Genomic DNA, 18,097 nt, shown 5'->3' with positions numbered 1-18,097 from the left:
CCGCTGTTAGAACTGAGTCATCTCGACACAGGTGATCAAGGGGGCAGTCGTGGCAGAGCGGGGGGATCCGAGGCAGCCTGCCGCGGGTATCTACGAGAAGCTCATCACCCACGGCGTGCACGAGGAGCTCGAGCAGCTCGAAGCCGCGGGCTGGAAGGCGATCGATGCCGAGGTCAGCGCCGAGTCCACCCCGCATGTGCTGGCTCGGCACATTGGTCAGGTCGTGGGACGCCGACTGAGTCAGTTGCCCCAGGACAAGCAGGTCGCAGTCGCCAACCGCATTCTGCAATCCCTTGCTGCCGCCACGCCTGATGAGGACGACGCCGAGGCGGCGAGCGCCGTCATAGACGGCCCACGACAGCTCCTGGCGCTCGCTGAGCAGGAGGCCCCGGGTGTCTATGCGGTGCGGCCCCTCACACCTCTCTCCGAGACCTCGCTGATCACGAACGCTCCCGAAGACCCGAGTCTGGGTGCGGAGTTGCGTGCCGAACTGGCCACCGCAGACCGCATCGACCTGCTCTGCGCCTTCGTGAAGTGGTATGGCATTCGGGTCCTGGAGGACTCCCTACGCGCCGCCAAGAAACGCGGCGTACCGATCCGTGTCATCACGACGACGTACATCGGCGCTACTGATCGCCATGCCCTCGATCGTCTCGTCCGCGACTTCGGCGCCGAGGTCAAGGTCAACTACGAGCTGCGGTCTACGCGGCTGCATGCGAAGGCATGGCTGTTCCGTCGGAAGAGCGGCTACGACACCGCGTATGTCGGCAGCTCCAACCTGTCGAAGGCCGCGCTACTCGACGGACTGGAGTGGAACGTACGGCTGTCATCGATCGCCACTCCCGCGGTGCTCAACAAGTTCGAGGCAACCTTCGACGCGTACTGGAACGACACCGCCTTCGAGTCGTACGACCCCGACAACCACGGCGAACGTCTCGATCAAGCCCTGGCTCAGGCAGGCGGCAGCACCTCCGCAACTGACCTGCGAATCAATCTTTCGGGCCTTGAAGTACGTGCGTTCCCGCACCAACAGGACATGCTCGATCGCCTTCGTGTCGAGCGAGAGATCCGCGGGCGAAACCACAACCTCCTTGTCGCGGCCACCGGTACCGGCAAGACCGTGATGGCGGCCCTGGACTACCGACACCTGTCCAGGAAGCCGGGTAGCGGGCACCCCCGGTTGCTGTTCGTGGCCCACCGCAAGGAGATCCTCAAGCAGTCCCTGCGCATGTACCAGGAGGTCCTCGATGACGCCTCCTTCGGGGAACTTCTTCACGGCGGCCAGGAGCCGCAGGCTTGGAATCACGTGTTCGCCAGCGTCCAGTCGCTCAACGTACGGCGACTGGAGCAACTAGCCCCCGACCACTTCGACATCATCGTCATCGACGAGTTTCATCACGCCACCGCGGCGACCTATCGGCGGGTCATCGACCACTTCGATCCGAAGCAGCTTCTGGGGCTTACGGCCACTCCTGAGCGGATGGACGGCCTCAATGTGCAGGACGAGTTCTTCGACGGTCGCATCGCGGCGGAGCTGCGGCTCTGGGAGGCACTCGAGAACGACCTGCTGTGTCCTTTCCACTACTTCGGGCTCCCAGACGGCACGGATCTGACGAACCTTGGGTGGAGCAGGGGCACCTACACCGACAGCGAACTCGGCAACCTCTACACGGGCGACCATGCCCGCGCCCGAATCGTCGTCAAGCAGATTCGAGACAAGATCTCCAACCCTGGAGCCATGCGGGCTCTGGGCTTCTGTGTGACCAAGGCCCACGCTCACTTCATGGCCGGCTTCTTCCGTGAGGCTGGATTTGGTGCCTTGGCGCTGGACAGTGACTCGCCGGTTGGGGTGCGCGCTCAAGCACTCGCTGACCTGGGCAATGGGAAGCTCCAAGTGATCTTCTCCGTAGACCTGTTCAATGAGGGCCTCGACATTCCCGACGTCGATACGCTACTGCTCCTGCGCCCCACTAACAGCGCTACCGTCTTTCTACAGCAGTTGGGCCGAGGCCTTCGCCGCACGGAGACGAAGCCGGTGCTCACCGTCCTTGACTTCATCGGCCAGCACAGAGCGGAGTTCCGGTTCGAGGAGCAGTTCCGGGCGCTGACGAATCTCTCAAGAAACCGGCTCGTCGAACACATCGAGCATGATTTCCCGCAGCTTCCCTCCGGGTGTCAGATCATTTTGGAAGGCAAGTCAAAGGACCTCGTACTCGACAACATTCGCACCCAACTGGGCGCCACCATCAAGACGTTGGTCAGCGAGGTCAAGGCCTACAGCACGCCGCGTCTCGCTGACTACCTCCGTGAGAGTCAGCGTGAGATCAAGGAGCTCTACAAGAGCGACAACTCGTGGACGACCGTGCTCCGGAGGGCAGGGGCCCTGAAGGACATGGCGCCACCGGAAGAGGCCAGCCTCCTCAAGCGCGTCCATGCTTTCCTCCACGTAGACGACCCAGCCCGAGCCGATGCGTACCTCCGCCTCCTCGCCGACGACGCTCCGCCCTACGAGGCTCTGAGTCCAACCGACCAGACGTACGCACGCATGCTCTTCTTCAACCTGTGGGACAACGCGGGCGGGTTCACGGGCTACCAGCAGGGCCTTGCATCACTACGCGATCAAGTGGCGCTCCGTGACGAGCTGCGGCAGGTGCTCTCGCACGTCATGGAGCGCGCCGACCACTTCCCCATCCCCCTGACGGGGACCCACGGCTATATCCCTTTGATGGTCCACAGTTCGTACAACCGTTCCGAGATTCTGGCCGCTCTCGGGGTGGCGCGCTTGGGCGGTCAGATGCCTCGGTCCTTCGCTCAGGGCGTCCAGTGGGTCGAGGAGATCAAAACCGATGCCCTCCTGGTCACCTTGGAAAAGAACGAGAAGGACTTCTCCCCCACCATCCGCTACAAGGACTACGCCCTGAGCCCGACGCTCTTCCACTGGGAATCGCAGAACGCGACCGCCAGCAACTCGCCGACGGGTCTGCGCTACCAGGATCACAAGCAACAGGGCAGCCAGGTCCTCCTGTTCATGCGTCGCTACAAGAGCACCGACATCGGCAAGTCCCAGCCGTGGATGCTCCTTGGACCTGCGACCTACGAGGGGCACACGGGTAGCAAACCGATGGCGATCACGTGGCGATTGCGGCACGAGCTTCCGGCCGATGTATGGACATACGCGGCTATCGCTGCGGGGTGATCTCGAGGCGAACGCTCCAGGGCACCGCCCCTGCGCCGACCTGGCAGCGGCTACTCCGCACCCTGGATCTGGTCGACCACGCCTGCGATCTCCTTGACGATCCCGCTGCCAGCCTGAATGGATTCTTGAAGTACGGGAGCCCCGAAGTTAAAAGCCAGGCAGACCGCGACGAACGCGTACCACCCCTTCTGCCAACGGCTAGCGTGAGCCGGATTCGCATCCATGGTGGCTGTTGCTTGAACTAGCGAGCCCATGACCCTGCTCGCTTCATCCGCAACTCTAGCTCCACCGAACAGTTCGACGTTTTCGATCAGCCAAATCAGATGCTCAATCTGAGAGATGATCCGTTCTTTAATCGGACCACCAAGTTCGGCATCCTCCATGTCTCGCAGCAATTCAATCCACTCGCGACACTGGTCCGACACACTTTGAAGCTCGCTGCTACGGGGCGCCGCAGTCGACCCCGCGAGGCTTCCCGAGATGAGATCGGCTGCCGCCTCAAGGTGATCCAAAATATCTTGCGTGATAATAGCGCCAGCTGCGCGACCAGGGTCCGTCCAATTAGCCTGCGGCTGCACAATTGCGGTCCACCAATGCGGAACGTACCTCAGAGCCCTCTCCCGTGAGCGCCCAGGTAGTGCATTCAATTGCTCGATTGTACTGAGGAGGAGATTCACCACCTCCGAGTGACGTCTAACAAAATCGACGGATCCCCATTCGGCTTCAAGAACCTGGACCCAACCGTTCGCGTAGTGGCTCGCTGATGACTCGCGAACCCTCGACAAGATTAGGTGGAGGTGATGGGAGGCGGTGTTCTCGCTGGAAAAGCTCATCTTGTTCCAAAGCTCTGCTGGCGGCGGTCAGATCCCACGATGCCCTGAAGGTACCAGCTTGGCCGCGGCTCGGGACCGCGCCTGTCTGGTGCTGCCTCTCGAGGCGCCGAGATGACACCAATCGGCGGCGATACCCCCCGCCTGACCGTTCAAACTCCGTGAGGCAGAGGCCAGTTGAGTGCCAACCAGCTACGATCTGTTCCCGTCGCGATCGAAACTAGCGGAGCTCATCATGGCGATCATCAAGCATGCAGCACGACAGACTCTCGGGCAGTTGATCGGAGCCAATAACCCAGTAGTCACCGTTCCAGACGACAGCCAGCGGCAATATTCCTGGACAAAAAAGGAAGTTGACACCTATTGGGCTGACATTCAAAAATTCCGAAATACCCGCGAAACAGGAAAAGAGTCGGCGTCAGAATATTTCATAGGCCCTATTGTCACCATCACGGACGAGCATGTGAAGAGCAGGTCACTTCTAGATGGCCAACAACGCCTAACCACGTCGACTATCTTGATTGCTACGTCAGATGGACCGTGATCGGGCGACGGGAATCGACACTCCTCGAGGAAAATATCTTTGAAGCAGCCAAGGAATTTTCGGGAGGCGCCGGCCTAGAATCTATTCTACGCCGCATGTACACATGGATTCCTGACAATGAAATCTTCAAGGCAGACTTCGAAGAAGCAGAAATCCCGAAGGCATCGCAGGCTCGCTATCTTCTTCAGAAAATTGAAGGCGCGCTGCGTTTGAGCGCTGGTGTGGATGAGCTCGAAGTATCAGGTAACGCCAAGGTGCACGTTGACCAGATCTACCCGCAACAGCCGGGCCAGGAACTGCGCCTCGAAGAACATGACTCCTGGATTCATCGTTTGGGAAATCTCACGCTGCTGAGCGGGCGAAAGAATCAAGCCTTCTCAAATCGCCCGTATCCAGAGAAAGCGGCCAGCTACGCGGAATCGGCTCTCTTGATATCCTCGCAGACGAATGTTTCCAACCTTTGGGATTCCGAGAAATCCCAATGGCGGCCGGAGGGAATCAGCGAACGTCAGGCACGGCTGGCCAAGGTCGCGCTCAGCGTCTGGCCTGGAGCAAGTCAGTGGTCTGGAGGCCGAACATGAATCCGGCCGATCTGTGAACAGTGGAAGCGTGGCTGTCTGGGGGCTCAGCATCTTCGTGCCGGGCCCCGCTCCTCGCCCTGGTGGTTCGCCGATATCGCGTTCCCGCCGCGCTCAGTCCACAGGCTCGGCGCCATGTGCCTGGGCGATTCCGTCGATGCGCTTCGCCAAGTCAAAATCCGAGGTCGTGAGCCTGTGCCCGGCGTCATGCGTGGTGATCGCGAATCGCACCGTTCCCCAACGCAGGTCGATGTCCGCGTGGTGGCTGATGAGCCGTTCGATGTCGGCGACGTGCACGATCATCGCGACCCCGCCGTGGTAGCGGATGCCGTAGGTCCGGGTGATTTCGTCGCCTTCACGGCGCCAGCCGGGCGTCTCCGAGAGGGCTACGTGGATTGCTTCCTCGGTCAGCGGTACCGGTGTGTGCGACACGCTCAGCCCCTCTCGATCACAGGTGCCAGAACTCCGTCCAGGTCCCGGCCGACCAGCGAATCCTGCCATGGACGCATCATCCGCTGCAGGGTCACCAACTCCTTTGTCGTGCGGGCGGATCGTGTCTCGATGGCGATGTCGGCGGCCGCCTGAGCGATCTCCAGTGCTTCATCTGGGTTGCCTGCTCCAGCCGCCGCTGTCGCGTGCCGGGCCAGGTAGACGCCGCGGTCACGGCGTGCCGACGTAGGAACGATCTGAAGAACTTGGTTCCACAGGGAGGCCGCTTGTGAACCTAGGCCGAGCCTTCCGTAGCAAGTGGCGCGCTGCACCTCGAGGTAACCGGGCGTGCGGCGGCACGCGTTGCCCCACGGGAGGTCGTCATCGACTCGCGAGAGCAATCCGTCCGCTTCGTCGAGGAGCCGATCGACCGCACGGCGATCACCTGTGAGACCGGCGCCATGGGCTTGCTGCTGCATCGCCATGATGCGCACCTTTGGGACGAGTCTCCGCGAATCCTCAAGGGCCGCCTCGCATAGGTCGATCACGGCCGCTCCGTCGCCCAGATCCGTGCGGACTTGGGCCTGGTTCACGAGCGAGTATCCGATCAAGTGCGGGTCACGGGAACGCACCGCTATTTCCTGTGTCACACCGCGCCAGAAAGCGGCTCCGTGCATGTCTCCGGCGTCCTGGTACAGCCAGCCGACGAGCGCGGCGTACGCGGCTCCGACGCGGAGTAGACCCTGTCGGGTCTCGCCCTTGGCTGAGCGGACCAGCTTGTCGATGAGCTGGTACTGAGCGGAGACGGTGCCGATCAGGTCGTGCGGGCCCAGGAGCATGTCCGCCCGGTAGTGCCCCTCCAACTGCTGCTGGAAGTAGTCGATCAGGGCCGGATCGACGTACTGCGACGCAACGGGCCCCGCGACGAGCGCCGCAGCGGTGACCGAGACGAACGTACGGCGATTCACCTGCTCCTCTTCCTTGTGGTGCTCGGGACGAATCCAGCCCGGCGGCGTCGTGAACCCAAGGTCCTCCGGCCACCGGCCGAGAGCGTCGTGAATCACGAGCGCCGTCTCCTCCGACGGCCAGCCGGGCAGTGCGCCCTCCCAGCGGCGCCATGTGCGCGCCGAGACGTTGAACTGCCGATCGTCGAGTAACTGGCGGCCGTGATCCGTCAGTTTCTCGGCGGCTTTCTCCATCGTTCGCCAGCCCACTCGAAGCCGTGCAGCTCTCAGTGCGTCGTTGCGACCCATGAGCCCAGTCTGAGGTGTCCTCGCGCAGGTCTGGGGCCATGGCCGCTACGTGGCCACGCATGGCCACGGGACGACCTGGTTCCGTCACTCACTGCAATTCCATCATCCTTGTGTGACTACAGAACGTACGCAGAACCAAACAACGGACAGAGCGATCACCGATTGGCTCGCCCAGGCGCACCCGGTGCCCGAGCAAGCCCGAGCGGAATGGTCCAACCAGGGCGTGGCCCTGTTACCTCTTGGTCGACGCTTCGCCGCGGTGCGGCTGGCCGGGACGCTCGTGTACGCCGCTCTCCGCTCGGATCACCCGGAGGTGGTTGCCGAGGTCCTGTCCGGTCGGCTGCGAGGTCCCGTCATTCACGACCACCGGGCCACCGGCCCGACGTACTACGCGCTCATCCAGTGGCACGCCGGTCTCGTCTGGGACTACAACCGCAGTGCTCCGTGTCTTCGGGACGACACCTATCTCGGTGTCCCGCGGATCGATCGGCGTGAACCGCCCGGGACCTACTGGGTCGTTCCGCCGCGCTACGACGGTGACCTGTGCCGGCCGCAGGCCGTGCGGGACCTGATCGACGCCGGGCATCGGCAGCTCATCGAGCACGCGTCCGCCTGATCCCGCCGCCCACCGCTTCCCGGTGCGTGAGGTGCCGCGCCGTGCGTCATGCGGCGGGCCGCACGTCTCCCTCTCCCCGGCGCACGACCCCGTACGCGACCCAGCACCCGCCCGGCATTCGGTGCTCCGGGGGCGGGCCAACCGAAATTCCCCCCACATGTGAGGTGTCTCCGTGTTCCACACGACCCCACCCCAACGGCCACCCGGCCCGACACCACCCAAGAGCCGTACGCGTTCTCAGGAGGCCCCGCGATGACGTCCACCCTCGCGACCGGTTCAGTACCCGGTCCCACGCCCGGTACGGATACCCGTACCGGCCGATCCCTCGTCGCCGACGCCGAGTTCGACGCGCTCGCCGCGTTCTGCGCGGACGAGTACGGCCTGGAGCGCTGCGTCGCCGATCGTGTCGTCGACCAGGCCCTCGCGCTGGTGCATGTGATGGGGACGTCCCGGTCCGGGGCCACCATGGCGCCCTCCCGGCTGGTGGATCCCGGATGGCACACGCTCGTGCTGCACACCGACTGGTACGCCAACTGGTGTCAGGAGCAGTTCGGTTACTTCCTGCATCACCGGCCGAACAGCAGGATCCGTACGCGCGGTCTGATGACCTCGGTCGTCGAGAGGATCCGCTCGGCCGGCTTCGAGGTGGACGAGCGGCTGTGGGAGACAGCCGCCGACTGCAATCCGCCCGCCTGCTGCGGCGACGGTCCCTGCTGCTGACTCCTCTGCCTACGCGCGGGCGGGTCGGCCGCACCCGGGCCGGCCCGCCCAGCGCCCTCCACCTCCCAGAACGGACCCATCCCGTGTCCTCAACCGAGCTGACCGCGACCAGTCGCGTGACCGTCTTCCCCCTTGACGGTCTCACCGTCGCCTACACCACCCGGTCCGGTGACGAGCGTGGGCTGGGCGACGTCGGGCTCGTCGCCGTCGTCGACGACGTCCGTGACGGCGAGGAGTTGTGGCGGCTGGCCCGGGATCTGGGCGGCCGAGTGCACGGCGGTGACCAGGCCAGATGGATTCTCACCCAGGCCAGCCGGGCGCGGATGGTGAGGTCCGGCGATCTGCCCTGCGCGACCTGGACCGCGTACATCCGTCGGCGCTTCGACCTCGACGGCCTGTTCGTGAATCACGACGTCCTGCTGACCGGCCGTATCGCGTTGTCGGATCGCTGAGGCGTGGATCGAGCACCCCAGCCGGCATCGGACGCCAACTCGAGCGCGCTCAGTCCGTGCGGCAACAGCTCGCGCCTCTCATGACTGACCTCAGTAACTCCAGCAGTAGAGACCCTCGTTCGAGCTCACGGCAGTCGCCGCGAGTCCGGCCAAACCCTCCAGGATCCTCAGCGGATCGTCGTCGGTCATGTCGTCTCCATCGGTGTCCTTGAGCCTCGTGGTCCAGCGAGCGGCAAGCTCGCGCAGCTCGCTGGGACGGGCGTTGGCCAACGCCAGGGTCAACCGGCCCGGCAGGGCGAACACCTCGACGCCGTCGTTCAAGGGTGGCGTGACCCAACTCGGCCATTCCCACGCATGAAGCTGCTCAAGGGGTGGCGGCTCGGCGGACGGCGCTTCGAAGTACATGTCCCACTCGACGACAGCACTGTCCGGCTCGATGGAGTGGCAGGTCACCGACTCGAAGGCTCGACCGGGACCCGTCAGACGCGTCGCGGCGGCAGTCCGGTGATCAGGAGCGCGGAAGAACGCTATGTCGGCGGGCACGCCAGCATGATGGCAGTTCACCGGCGCGCTCCCCACCTCCCGCGACCTGGTGTTCGGTTCGAGCGTCTGCGATCAGTGTCCGGTGAACGTCCTGTCGGCGGTCGTCCGCTGCCGGTACGCGTCGAGCGCCGCGAAGGTCGCTTCCGGTTGTTCGATGTGCGGCAGGTGGCCGGCCTGCGGGATGACCTCGAGGTGGGCGTCGGGGAAGGCGTTCGCGTACGTCTTGGCGTAGGCGGGGGTGACGACGCGGTCGCTCTCGCCCCAGAGGAGAAGGGTCGGTACGTCGACGTGGCGCAGGCGGTGCAGCAGCTTCGGGTCGTGCATGTTCGGGTCGCCGCCGAGGGTGCGCAGGGTGGCCATGTTGGCCTGCATGGCGGCGAGTTGCTCGGGCGGGAGGAGGGTGGGGTCCTGGAAGTAGCGGGCCGAGTCGTGCCAGGCGTGGTCGGCGATGCCTCGGGCATCCAGGGCGAAGAAGTCGACGATCGGTTCGCCGGGGACGTCCACGCCGACGGCGTCGATCAGGACGAGGCCGGTGATGATGCCCGCCGTGTCGCGTACGGCCATCTCCGCGGCCGTCCAGCCGCCGAGTGAGGAGCCCACGACGAGGACGTCGCGCAGTCCGAGGGCGTGCAGGTGGTGGAGGTAGGCCAGGGCGAGGTCGTCGACGCCGGTCAGCCAGTCGGGGCGTTCGGTGCCGTTCCAGCCGGGGTGAGTCGGGGTGATGGTGTGGGCGGTCCGTGAGAGGTGGGCGGCGAGTCCGGCGACCGTGGCCGGTCCGCCGCCGCCGTGCAGGACGAGGGTGGGTCGGCCGGTCCCGGCCGTGGAGAGGGTGAGGGTCAGGTCGGGGTACAGGTCGAACCTGTGGTCGGTAGGCATGCGAACATCCTAACTAAAGATGTTTAGATAAGCTAGCTTAGTCATGCTCTAGACTGAGCCCATGCCCGATGAACTGCAGAGTCTGGGAAGAGCCGTCAAGCAAGCGCAGCACCGGCAGCACCGGGCGCTCGACAGCCGGCTCGCCGGCGTCGGCACGACACTCGCCCAGTGGGACGCCCTCCGGGCGATCAGCAGGTCACCCGGGTCGTCGGCTCGCGCGCTGGCCTCGGCGACGTTCCAGAGCGAGCAGGCCTTCGGCACCCTCGCCGGGCGACTCGTGGTCCTGGGGCTCATCGAGCGGCGTCCGGGCAACGGCCGGCGGATCGAGCACTACCTCACCCCCGCCGGCGAGCAGACCCTGACAGCCGGACACCGGATCGCCGACGAGGTCCTCGCCACCTGCTTCGCCCCCTTGAGCGATACCGAGCGCGCCACCTTGCTGAGTCTGCTGCGCCGCGTCACCGCGGACGGAGACGCGGATGCGGGCCCGGACCCGGGCACGGACCCGGGGGCGGGCGCGGACCCGGGCACGGGCACGGGCACGGGCCCGGATGCCGGCGTGGGTGCAGACGCGGGAAGAACTTGACAACCTCCGACTCAGGTTCGGTTCGCGGGCCCGGGCGCGAGTTAGCCTCGGCCCATCGGATCGCACGACGACAACCGCCACCGCGTCAACAGCGAGAGCCGTAGCCACAGCTGTAACGACAGCTGGGGCGACAGCAGCAGTCACGGCAGTAGCGGCAGAGGCGGCGGCGCAGGAGGCAGACATGGCGAAGGTTCCCAGCTCGGTGGTGGCCGCGGGCGGGCTCGTCGGTGGGTACGGCGTGGCCCGCTGGACCCGGAAGCGGCAGCTCGGCGGGGCCGTACTCGCCGTGGCCGGGGCAGCGGCCGCGCAGCAGTGGCGGCAGCAGGCCGGCGGGAAGGCCGCGGGAGCGCTGACCGCCGCCTACGTCGCCGCCTTCGCCGGGTCCCATCCGCTGGCCAAGAAGGTCGGCGCGTGGCCCGCCGTGTTCGGGGTCGCGGGAGCCGTGGCCCTCGCGTCGTGGGCGGTCGCCGACCGACGCGGCTGAGCGACCCGCCTCAGCGACGGTCGTCGCGACGACAGCCGCGGCACTGTCAGCGCCTCGGCGGTCGTCGCCGGCTACGACGCCCCAGCCGACCGGAATGTCCGCCGGTACCCCTGCGGGCTCGTCCCGACCACCTTCCGGAACCGTTCCCGGAAGGCCGTCGGGGAGCCGAAGCCGGTCTGGGCCGCGATGCGCTCCACCGGGTACGGGGTCGTCTCCAGCAGATACTGCGCGCGCCGCACCCGCGCCCGGTGCAGCCACTGGAGCGGGGTCGTGCCGGTCTGTTCGCGGAAGCGGCGGTTGAGCGTACGGGTGCTCATGCCCGCCCGGGCCGCGATCTCGTCCAGGGTGACGTCCCGGTCGCAGTTGTCCTCCAGCCAGTGCAGCACCGGTTCGAGCGTCGCGCCCACCGGGGCCGGTGGCTGGGCGTGGACGATGAACTGGGCCTGGCCGCCCTCCCGTTCGAGCGGCATGACGGACATGCGGGCGGCGTGGGCGGCGACCGCCGAGCCGTGGTCCCTGCGGATCATGTGCAGGCACATGTCCATGGCCGCGGCCGCCCCCGCCGAGGTCAGGAACTGGCCGTTGTCGACGTACAGCACGTTCGGGTCGACGTTCAGCCTCGGGTACATCTCCGCGAGGTCGCGCGCCGCGATCCAGTGGGTCGTCACTCGCAGGCCGTCCAGCAGGCCCGTGGCCGCGAAGACGAAGGCGCCGACGCAGACGGAGGCGATCCGCGTGCCGTTCGCCGCCGCCGCGCACAGCGCCTCGGCCACGCCCGGCGGCAGCGGGACGGTGGGATCGGCGAGGCCGGGCAGGATGATCGTGTCGGCCTCGGCGAGCGCCTCCAGCCCGTACGGCGCCCGGACGGTGAACGGCCCCGCACTCACCTCCTCCGCCGGCGAGCAGACCCGCACCCGGTACGCCTCACGGCCGTCCGGCAGCCGGGCCCAGCCGAAGGTGTCGATCGGGGCGGAGAGATCGAAGGGGATGACCTGGTCCAGCGCCAGTACGGCCACGGTGTGCATGGCGAGAGCGTAGGCGTACGACGGATTACGGCCAACCGCGACGGCGGAACCGCCCGCCGACGGGGGTGGACGTGGCGAGAATCCGTCGACCCCTGGCAGTACCGCCACTTCTGCGCGCTCCGGCACTCGCCTAGCGTCACCCCGTGACCAAGTTCCTCCTGGCCGTCCACGTCCTGGCCGCCATCGTCGCGATCGGTCCCGTCACCGTCGCCGCCAGCATGTTCCCGCCGAGCGCCCGCCGCGCCCTGGCCGCACCCGACGATTCCGGGGCGGTGGAGACCGTACGGCTGCTGCTCCGCATCTGCCGGGTGTACGCCGTCGTCGGCGTCGTCGTCCCCGTGTTCGGGTTCGCCACCGCGAGCGGGATGGGCGTGCTCGGGGACGCCTGGCTGATCGTGTCGATCGCCCTCACCGCGCTCGCCGCGCTCGTCCTGGCCGCACTGGTGCTGCCCAGGCAGCAGACGATCGCGGACCGACTCGACCAGGTGGGCGGAGAGAGTGGCGGCGGCACCACCACCGCGGTGACCGCCCGGCAGGCCACGGTCCAACTCGCCATGTTCACCGGACTGTTCAACATTCTGTGGGCGACCGTCACGGTGCTGATGATCGTCCGGCCCGGTTCGACGACGGGCGCGTGACCGGCACTCCATCTGACGGAACACCGCCGGTTTTCGTTATCCCCGCCGCCTCCGCGCGTCTCCTCACCGTCCCCCACCCCGACGTTGAGGTACGAGGCACGTGACACGACAGATCAGTCGCCGGACCATGCTGAAGGCCACGGGCGCCGCGGCCGGAGCCGCGGGTATCGGCACCGCCCTCGGCACCACGACCGCCGCCGCGGCCACCCCTTACGCCCACCCCGGCCTTCTCCACACCCGCGCCGACCTGGCCCGGATGGCCGCGAAGGTGAAGGCGGGCGCCGCGCCGTACACCGCCGGCTTCGCCAGGCTGACCGCCAACCGGCATGCGCGGAGCGGCTGGACGGCCAACCCGCAGACCACCGTGTACCGGGGCGCGGGCAGCCCGCAGAACTACACGATCCTCTACAACGACATCCACGCGGCGTACCAGAACGCCCTGCGCTGGCACGTCACCGGCGACGGCGCGCACGCCGACACCGCCGTCGCGATCCTCAACGCCTGGTCGGCGAAGCTGACCGGTGTGGAGGGCAGCGCGGATCGGTTCCTCGCCGCCGGTCTGTACGGCTACCAGTTCGCCAACGCCGCCGAACTCGTGCGCGACCGCGAGGACTTCGACCTCGCCCGCTTCCAGAAGATGTTGACCACCGTCTTCGCCCCGCTCAGCGAGAGCTTCCTCACCCACCACAACGGCGCGGTCGACTCCAACTACTGGGCGAACTGGGACCTGACCGCCCTCGCCTGCGTCCTCGCCACCGGCATCCTGTGCGACGACCGCTCCCAGGTCGCCCGCGCGGTCGACTACTTCAAGCACGGCGCCGGAATGGGCTCGGTCAGGAACGCCATACCCGTCGTGTACGGCGACGGACTCGCCGAATGGGTCGAGGCGGGCCGCGACCAGGGACACGCGCTGCTCGGCGTCGGACTGATGGGCACCGTCTGCGAGATGGCGTGGAACCAGGGCATCGACCTGTACGGCTACGACGACAGCCGGTTCCTCAAGGGCGCCCAGTACGTGGCCAAGTGGAGCATGGGCGGCGAGGTGCCGTACACCGCCAACACCCGCCGGAAGGGCGCCATCGGCGGCTGGTCGGGCACCGAGACCGCGTCGGCCGCGGCCGGCGTGGATCCGGCCATGCAGCGGCCTGTCTGGGCCATGATCGCCAATCACTACACCAAGCGCCGCGGACTGTCCGCCACCTACCTCACCCGGATCGCCGCCCAGGCCGCCCCCGAGGGTGGCGGCGGTGACTACGGCCCCAACAGCGGCGGCTACGACCAATTGGGGTTCGGCACGCTGGCGTTCACCCGCGACCGGGCCTCGGCGGCGGACGGCGGGAACGCCGACAGCGCGACGGGCGGCGTGGATGGTGCCGGCGCTTCGGACAGTGCGGGCGGTACTGCCGGCACCAGCGGTAGGGGCGGTACGGCGGCCTCGCCGGGGGCCTCGTCGGTCGGATCCGCCTCTCCCCTCGCCGGATCGGCGTCCCCCGCCGGTGGCGGTGACCTCGCGGCCACCGGTTCCGAGGAGATCGTCGGCTGGTCCGCCGCCGCGGGCGTCACCGCGATCGCCGGCGGCCTCCTCTTGCTGCGCCGCCGCGACAAGGGACGGCACGAGGCACCGTAGGACCGCGGACGCGAACTGTGGGCCTGGGCCTGATGACCTCGCAGGTCACGGGCCACGCACAGGGGCAGGGACCCGGCGAAGCCGGACCCCTGCTCCTTGACCAGCCGACATGCGGTGCGGCTACGAACCGCTCACTACGCGCTGCTCGACTCGGCCCGTCCGCCGGTCGCGCCCGTCGCCCCGGCGGCATCCGCAGTTCCGGTCGCTCCCGCGGCTCCCGCCGTCCCCGGCGAGCGCCCGGCGGACTTCCTCGTCACCCTCGCCTTGGCTTTGGCCGAGGCCGACGCGACCGCCGTCAGCGGCTTGGCGATGTCCTCCAGCGAGCGGCGTTCGGCGTTGACCGCGAGGAACGCGGCGACGATCCCGGCCGCGCACATCAGGCCCGCGCCGATCTGGAAGGCGAGGACCGTGTCGCCGACCACGCCGGACTCGGTGAGGTCGGCGAAGACCAGCGGGCCGGTGATACCACCGGCGGCGGTGCCGATGGCGTAGAAGAAGGCGATGGACATGGCCCGCGTCTCCATCGGGAAGATCTCGGAGACGGTGAGGTAGGCGCTGGAGGCGCCCGCCGAGGCGAAGAACAGCACCGCGCACCAGCAGGCCGTGAGCGTGGTCGCGGTCAGTGAGCCACGGTCGAACAGCCAGGCCGTGCCGAAGAGCAGCAGTCCCGACAGCAGGTAGGTCGAGGAGATCATGACCCGCCGGCCGACCGTGTCGAACAGCTTGCCGAGCAGCAGCGGGCCGAAGAAGTTGCCGACCGCGATGACCGCGAAGTAGTAGCCGGTGTTGCCGGTCGGGACGTCGAAGAACGTCGTCAGGATCGCGCCGAAGCCGAAGGTGATCGCGTTGTAGAGGAACGCCTGCCCGATGAACAGCGAGAAGCCGAGGACGCTGCGCTTGCGGTAGGTCGCGAAGATCGTGCGGGCGATCTCGCCGAAGCCGACGTTCTTGCGCTGCTGGATGCTGATCTCGCCCTCGGGCTCCGGGAGCGGCTCGCCCTTCTCGGCCTCGACCCGGCGCTCGATCGAGGAGACGATGTCCTCCGCCTCCCGTTCCCTGCCGTGGATCAGCAGCCAGCGTGGACTCTCGGGGACGTGCCGTCGTACGACGAGGATGACCAGGCCGAGCACCACGCCCAGCGCGAACGTGAGCCGCCAGCCGACGTTCTTCGCGAAGATGTCGGTGTTCAGCGCGACGATCGACAGCAGCGAGCCGCCTACGGCGCCGATCCAGAAGCTGCCGTTGATGATGAGGTCGACGCGGCCGCGGTAGAACGCGGGGATGAGCTCGTCGATCGCGGAGTTGATCGCCGCGTACTCACCGCCGATACCGAAGCCGGTGAGGAAGCGGAACAGGAAGAACCACCAGGGCGAGAACGACACCGCGGTCAGGGCGGTGGCCGCGAGATACACCGCCAGGGTGATCATGAACAGTTTCTTGCGGCCGAAGCGGTCGGTCATCCTGCCCCAGAAGAGGGCGCCGACGCAGGCACCGGCCACGTACAGGGCGGCCGCGATACCGGTGATCTGCGCGGAGGTGATCGACAGACCGCTGCCCGGCTCCGAGAGCCGGGACGAGATGTTGCCGACGACCGTGACTTCCAGACCGTCGAGGATCCACACGGTGCCGAGACCGATGACGATCGTCCAGTGCCAGCGCGACCACGGGAGGCGGTCGAGGCGGGCAGGTATGGCGGTGGTGATGGTACGGCCGGGTCCGGCCGTGGCAGTGGCGCTGGACATGGGCTCCCTCCTCGTCGAGCGAACCACCTCCGGGTGCCCGTGTCCTGGCGCTTCACGCCCGCCCCGCCCCACAGCGGCCTCAACGCCGCCTCACCGCCCGGCGACCGCCGTACAGCCCACCCGTCACCGCCACTTCGGCTGCCCTACGGCCGACTCACCGCCCCGCGACCGCCGCGCAGCCCACCCTTCGCCGCCCCGCGACCGCCGTACAGCCCACCCCTCACCGCCACTTCGGCTGCCCTACGGCCGACTCACCACCGTCTAACGCCGTCTCACCGCCGCGCAGCCCACCCTCCGCCGCCCCGCGACCGCCGTACAGCCCACCCGTCACCGCCACTTCGGCTGCCCTACGGCCGACTCACCGCCGTCTCACCGCCGCCTCACGCCCCCAGTACCCGCGACAACGTGTAGATGGCCAGGCCGGCGAGCGACCCCACGACCGTGCCGTTGATGCGGATGAACTGCAGGTCGCGGCCGATGTTCGCCTCGATCTTCTTCGTGGTGTGCTCGGCGTCCCAGCCGGCCACCGTGTCCGTGATCAGAGAGGTGATCTCCTTGCGGTAGGTGGTCACCACGTACACCGCGGCGCCCTCCACCCACCGGTCGACCTTGCCCTGGACCTTCGGGTCGGCCGCCATCCGGGCTCCCAGCGACAGCAGCGAGGCCCGCACGCGCAGCCGCAGCTCGCTGCGCTCGTCCTCGGCCGCCGAGACGATCATGGAGCGTACGGCGGTCCAGGCGGACGCGATCAGGTCCTGGACCTCGCCGCGCCCCAGCACCTCGCCCTTCAGCCGCTCCACCCGCGCCCGCGTGTCGGTGTCGGACTGGAGGTCGGAGGCGAAGTCGGTGAGGAAGCGGTCCAGGGCGCCGCGTGCCGGGTGGGAGGGCATGTCCCGCATCTCGGCGCAGAAACGCAGCAGTTCCTTGTAGATCCGCTCGCCGACCTTCTTGTCGACGAACCTGGGGGTCCAGCCGGGCGCCCCGCCCTGCACGGCGTCCATCACGGAGTCGCCGTGCAGGACCAGCCAGTCGTGCGCACGGGTGACGACCAGGTCGACGACCCGGTTGTGGCCGCCGTCGGCGACGACCTTCTCCAGCATCTTGCCGATGCCGGGCGCGATCTCCTGGGCGTCGGCCCGCCGGGTGATGGCCTCGCCGACCACCGCCTGGACGTCGGAGTCGCGGAGCACGGTCAGGGCGCCCCGCAGTGCCGCGGACAGCTCCGCCGTCACCCGGTCGGCGTGGTCCGGGTCGGCGAGCCAGACGCCGAGCCGGCTGCCTATGCCGACGGCGCGCAGCCGCTGCCGTACGACGTCCTCGGAGAGGAAGTTCTCGCCGACGAACTCACCGAGCGAGACGCCGAGCTGGTCCTTCTTGGTGGGGATGATCGCGGTGTGCGGGATGGGCAGGCCCAGGGGGTGGCGGAAGAGCGCGGTGACCGCGAACCAGTCGGCCAGCGCACCGACCATGCCGGCCTCGGCGGCCGCGCCGACGTAGCCCGCCCAGGCGCCGGCGCCCGAGTGGGACGCCCACTCGGTGAGGACGTACACGACCGCCACGAACAGCAGCAGGCCGGTCGCCGTGAGCTTCATGCGGCGCACGCCGCGCTGCTTCTCCTCGTCGGCGGCACTGAACGTCGTCATCGTGCGGGCGGCGGCCGGACTGCCGGTGGGGCCCGGGCGGGCATGCCGGTCTACGGCATCCGGTCCCGTGTCGCCCGGTCCGCGCATGCCGTCCGCCCCACCGGACGCACCGGACACACCCGATGCACCGGACGTATCCGATGCGCCCGACCTGTCTGGATCATCCGTTTTTTCAGGCTTCGTACGGTCCATTCACTCCACCCGTTCGTGATCCCCTGCACATATTGTCCCTTCCTGACCGACTCCTGGAACGGACCAGGAGTTCCCGGCGTCTCATCGGACGGGCAGGGGCGTCGTTCAACTCCCGCCTGCTCC

The 18,097-nt window shown here is 67.6% G+C and carries 17 protein-coding genes and 1 pseudogene; 10 read left to right on the top strand and 8 right to left on the bottom strand.

Annotated features, from left to right (window positions below):
• Nucleotides 1–49 precede the first annotated feature (49 nt).
• Nucleotides 50–3,196, top strand: coding sequence for a DUF3427 domain-containing protein (locus OG985_RS28425; protein ID WP_371671178.1), 3,147 nt, complete (start codon nucleotides 50–52; stop codon nucleotides 3,194–3,196).
• Nucleotides 3,197–3,246: 50 nt separating this feature from the next.
• On the opposite strand, the gene OG985_RS28420 is transcribed toward OG985_RS28425, so the two are convergent.
• Nucleotides 3,247–3,579, bottom strand: coding sequence for a hypothetical protein (locus OG985_RS28420; RefSeq protein ID WP_371671177.1), 333 nt, complete (start codon nucleotides 3,577–3,579; stop codon nucleotides 3,247–3,249).
• A gap of 682 nt (nucleotides 3,580–4,261) precedes the next feature.
• On the opposite strand from OG985_RS28420, the gene OG985_RS28415 reads away from it, so the two are divergent.
• Entirely contained in the window at nucleotides 4,262–4,570 is a 309-nt protein-coding gene (locus tag OG985_RS28415) for a DUF262 domain-containing protein (RefSeq protein ID WP_371671176.1), read from the top strand.
• A 95-nt stretch (nucleotides 4,571–4,665) separates the two neighbouring features.
• A complete protein-coding gene (locus tag OG985_RS28410) occupies nucleotides 4,666–5,151 on the top strand; it encodes an HNH endonuclease family protein (protein ID WP_371671175.1) in 486 nt (161 codons plus the stop codon).
• Between the two features lie 111 nt (nucleotides 5,152–5,262).
• Here the strand turns inward: OG985_RS28410 and OG985_RS28405 are convergent, their stop codons facing one another.
• Complete coding sequence (locus tag OG985_RS28405) at nucleotides 5,263–5,580, bottom strand: 4a-hydroxytetrahydrobiopterin dehydratase (RefSeq protein WP_371671174.1); 318 nt, start codon at nucleotides 5,578–5,580, stop codon at nucleotides 5,263–5,265.
• Nucleotides 5,581–5,582: 2 nt separating this feature from the next.
• Nucleotides 5,583–6,830 (bottom strand): Twin-arginine translocation pathway signal, encoded by a 1,248-nt coding sequence (locus OG985_RS28400; RefSeq protein ID WP_371671173.1) that lies wholly within the window; start codon nucleotides 6,828–6,830, stop codon nucleotides 5,583–5,585.
• 112 nt (nucleotides 6,831–6,942) lie between these two features.
• Between OG985_RS28400 and OG985_RS28395 the strand changes: the two genes are divergently transcribed.
• The 3 genes from OG985_RS28395 (at nucleotide 6,943) to OG985_RS28385 (ending at nucleotide 8,618) form a co-directional block, all read left to right on the top strand.
• Nucleotides 6,943–7,446, top strand: a complete 504-nt coding sequence (locus OG985_RS28395; RefSeq protein ID WP_371671172.1) for a hypothetical protein — start codon at nucleotides 6,943–6,945, stop codon at nucleotides 7,444–7,446.
• 252 nt (nucleotides 7,447–7,698) lie between these two features.
• Entirely contained in the window at nucleotides 7,699–8,166 is a 468-nt protein-coding gene (locus tag OG985_RS28390) for a hypothetical protein (RefSeq protein WP_371671171.1), read from the top strand.
• A gap of 83 nt (nucleotides 8,167–8,249) precedes the next feature.
• Nucleotides 8,250–8,618, top strand: coding sequence for a hypothetical protein (locus tag OG985_RS28385; protein ID WP_371671170.1), 369 nt, complete (start codon nucleotides 8,250–8,252; stop codon nucleotides 8,616–8,618).
• Nucleotides 8,619–8,708: 90 nt separating this feature from the next.
• Here OG985_RS28385 and OG985_RS28380 read toward each other — a convergent pair whose 3' ends face one another.
• Nucleotides 8,709–9,182 carry a hypothetical protein gene (locus OG985_RS28380; RefSeq protein WP_371671169.1) on the bottom strand — a complete coding sequence of 158 codons (474 nt, stop codon included), beginning with the start codon at nucleotides 9,180–9,182 and terminating at the stop codon, nucleotides 8,709–8,711.
• Nucleotides 9,183–9,233: 51 nt separating this feature from the next.
• Complete coding sequence (locus tag OG985_RS28375) at nucleotides 9,234–10,037, bottom strand: alpha/beta fold hydrolase (protein ID WP_371671168.1); 804 nt, start codon at nucleotides 10,035–10,037, stop codon at nucleotides 9,234–9,236.
• A 61-nt stretch (nucleotides 10,038–10,098) separates the two neighbouring features.
• On the opposite strand from OG985_RS28375, the pseudogene OG985_RS28370 reads away from it, so the two are divergent.
• Together OG985_RS28370 and OG985_RS28365 are read left to right on the top strand one after the other, a co-directional pair.
• A pseudogene (locus OG985_RS28370) lies at nucleotides 10,099–10,509 on the top strand (MarR family winged helix-turn-helix transcriptional regulator); the annotation flags it as partial.
• 295 nt (nucleotides 10,510–10,804) lie between these two features.
• Nucleotides 10,805–11,107, top strand: coding sequence for a hypothetical protein (locus tag OG985_RS28365; RefSeq protein ID WP_371671167.1), 303 nt, complete (start codon nucleotides 10,805–10,807; stop codon nucleotides 11,105–11,107).
• Between the two features lie 71 nt (nucleotides 11,108–11,178).
• On the opposite strand, the gene OG985_RS28360 is transcribed toward OG985_RS28365, so the two are convergent.
• Entirely contained in the window at nucleotides 11,179–12,132 is a 954-nt protein-coding gene (locus OG985_RS28360) for a GlxA family transcriptional regulator (protein ID WP_371671166.1), read from the bottom strand.
• 143 nt (nucleotides 12,133–12,275) lie between these two features.
• On the opposite strand from OG985_RS28360, the gene OG985_RS28355 reads away from it, so the two are divergent.
• Together OG985_RS28355 and OG985_RS28350 are read left to right on the top strand one after the other, a co-directional pair.
• Nucleotides 12,276–12,770: a hypothetical protein gene (locus OG985_RS28355; protein WP_371671165.1), complete on the top strand. Its 495-nt coding sequence runs from the start codon at nucleotides 12,276–12,278 to the stop codon at nucleotides 12,768–12,770.
• Nucleotides 12,771–12,897: 127 nt separating this feature from the next.
• The gene (locus tag OG985_RS28350; RefSeq protein ID WP_371674517.1) at nucleotides 12,898–14,397 is read left to right on the top strand and encodes an alginate lyase family protein; all 1,500 of its coding nucleotides are present in this window, start codon (nucleotides 12,898–12,900) and stop codon (nucleotides 14,395–14,397) included.
• A 134-nt stretch (nucleotides 14,398–14,531) separates the two neighbouring features.
• Here OG985_RS28350 and OG985_RS28345 read toward each other — a convergent pair whose 3' ends face one another.
• Together OG985_RS28345 and OG985_RS28340 are read right to left on the bottom strand one after the other, a co-directional pair.
• The gene (locus tag OG985_RS28345) at nucleotides 14,532–16,139 is read right to left on the bottom strand and encodes an MFS transporter (protein WP_371671164.1); all 1,608 of its coding nucleotides are present in this window, start codon (nucleotides 16,137–16,139) and stop codon (nucleotides 14,532–14,534) included.
• 380 nt (nucleotides 16,140–16,519) lie between these two features.
• On the bottom strand, nucleotides 16,520–17,974 hold the full coding sequence (locus OG985_RS28340; protein ID WP_371671163.1) for a DUF445 domain-containing protein: 1,455 nt from the start codon (nucleotides 17,972–17,974) through the stop codon (nucleotides 16,520–16,522).
• Between the last annotated feature and the right edge of the window lie 123 nt (nucleotides 17,975–18,097).

Source organism: Streptomyces sp. NBC_00289 (assembly GCF_041435115.1).
Lineage (GTDB): Bacteria > Actinomycetota > Actinomycetes > Streptomycetales > Streptomycetaceae > Streptomyces.
The sequence above is the reverse complement of the archived record's forward strand: the minus strand, read 5'-3'. Positions and strand labels throughout refer to the sequence as shown.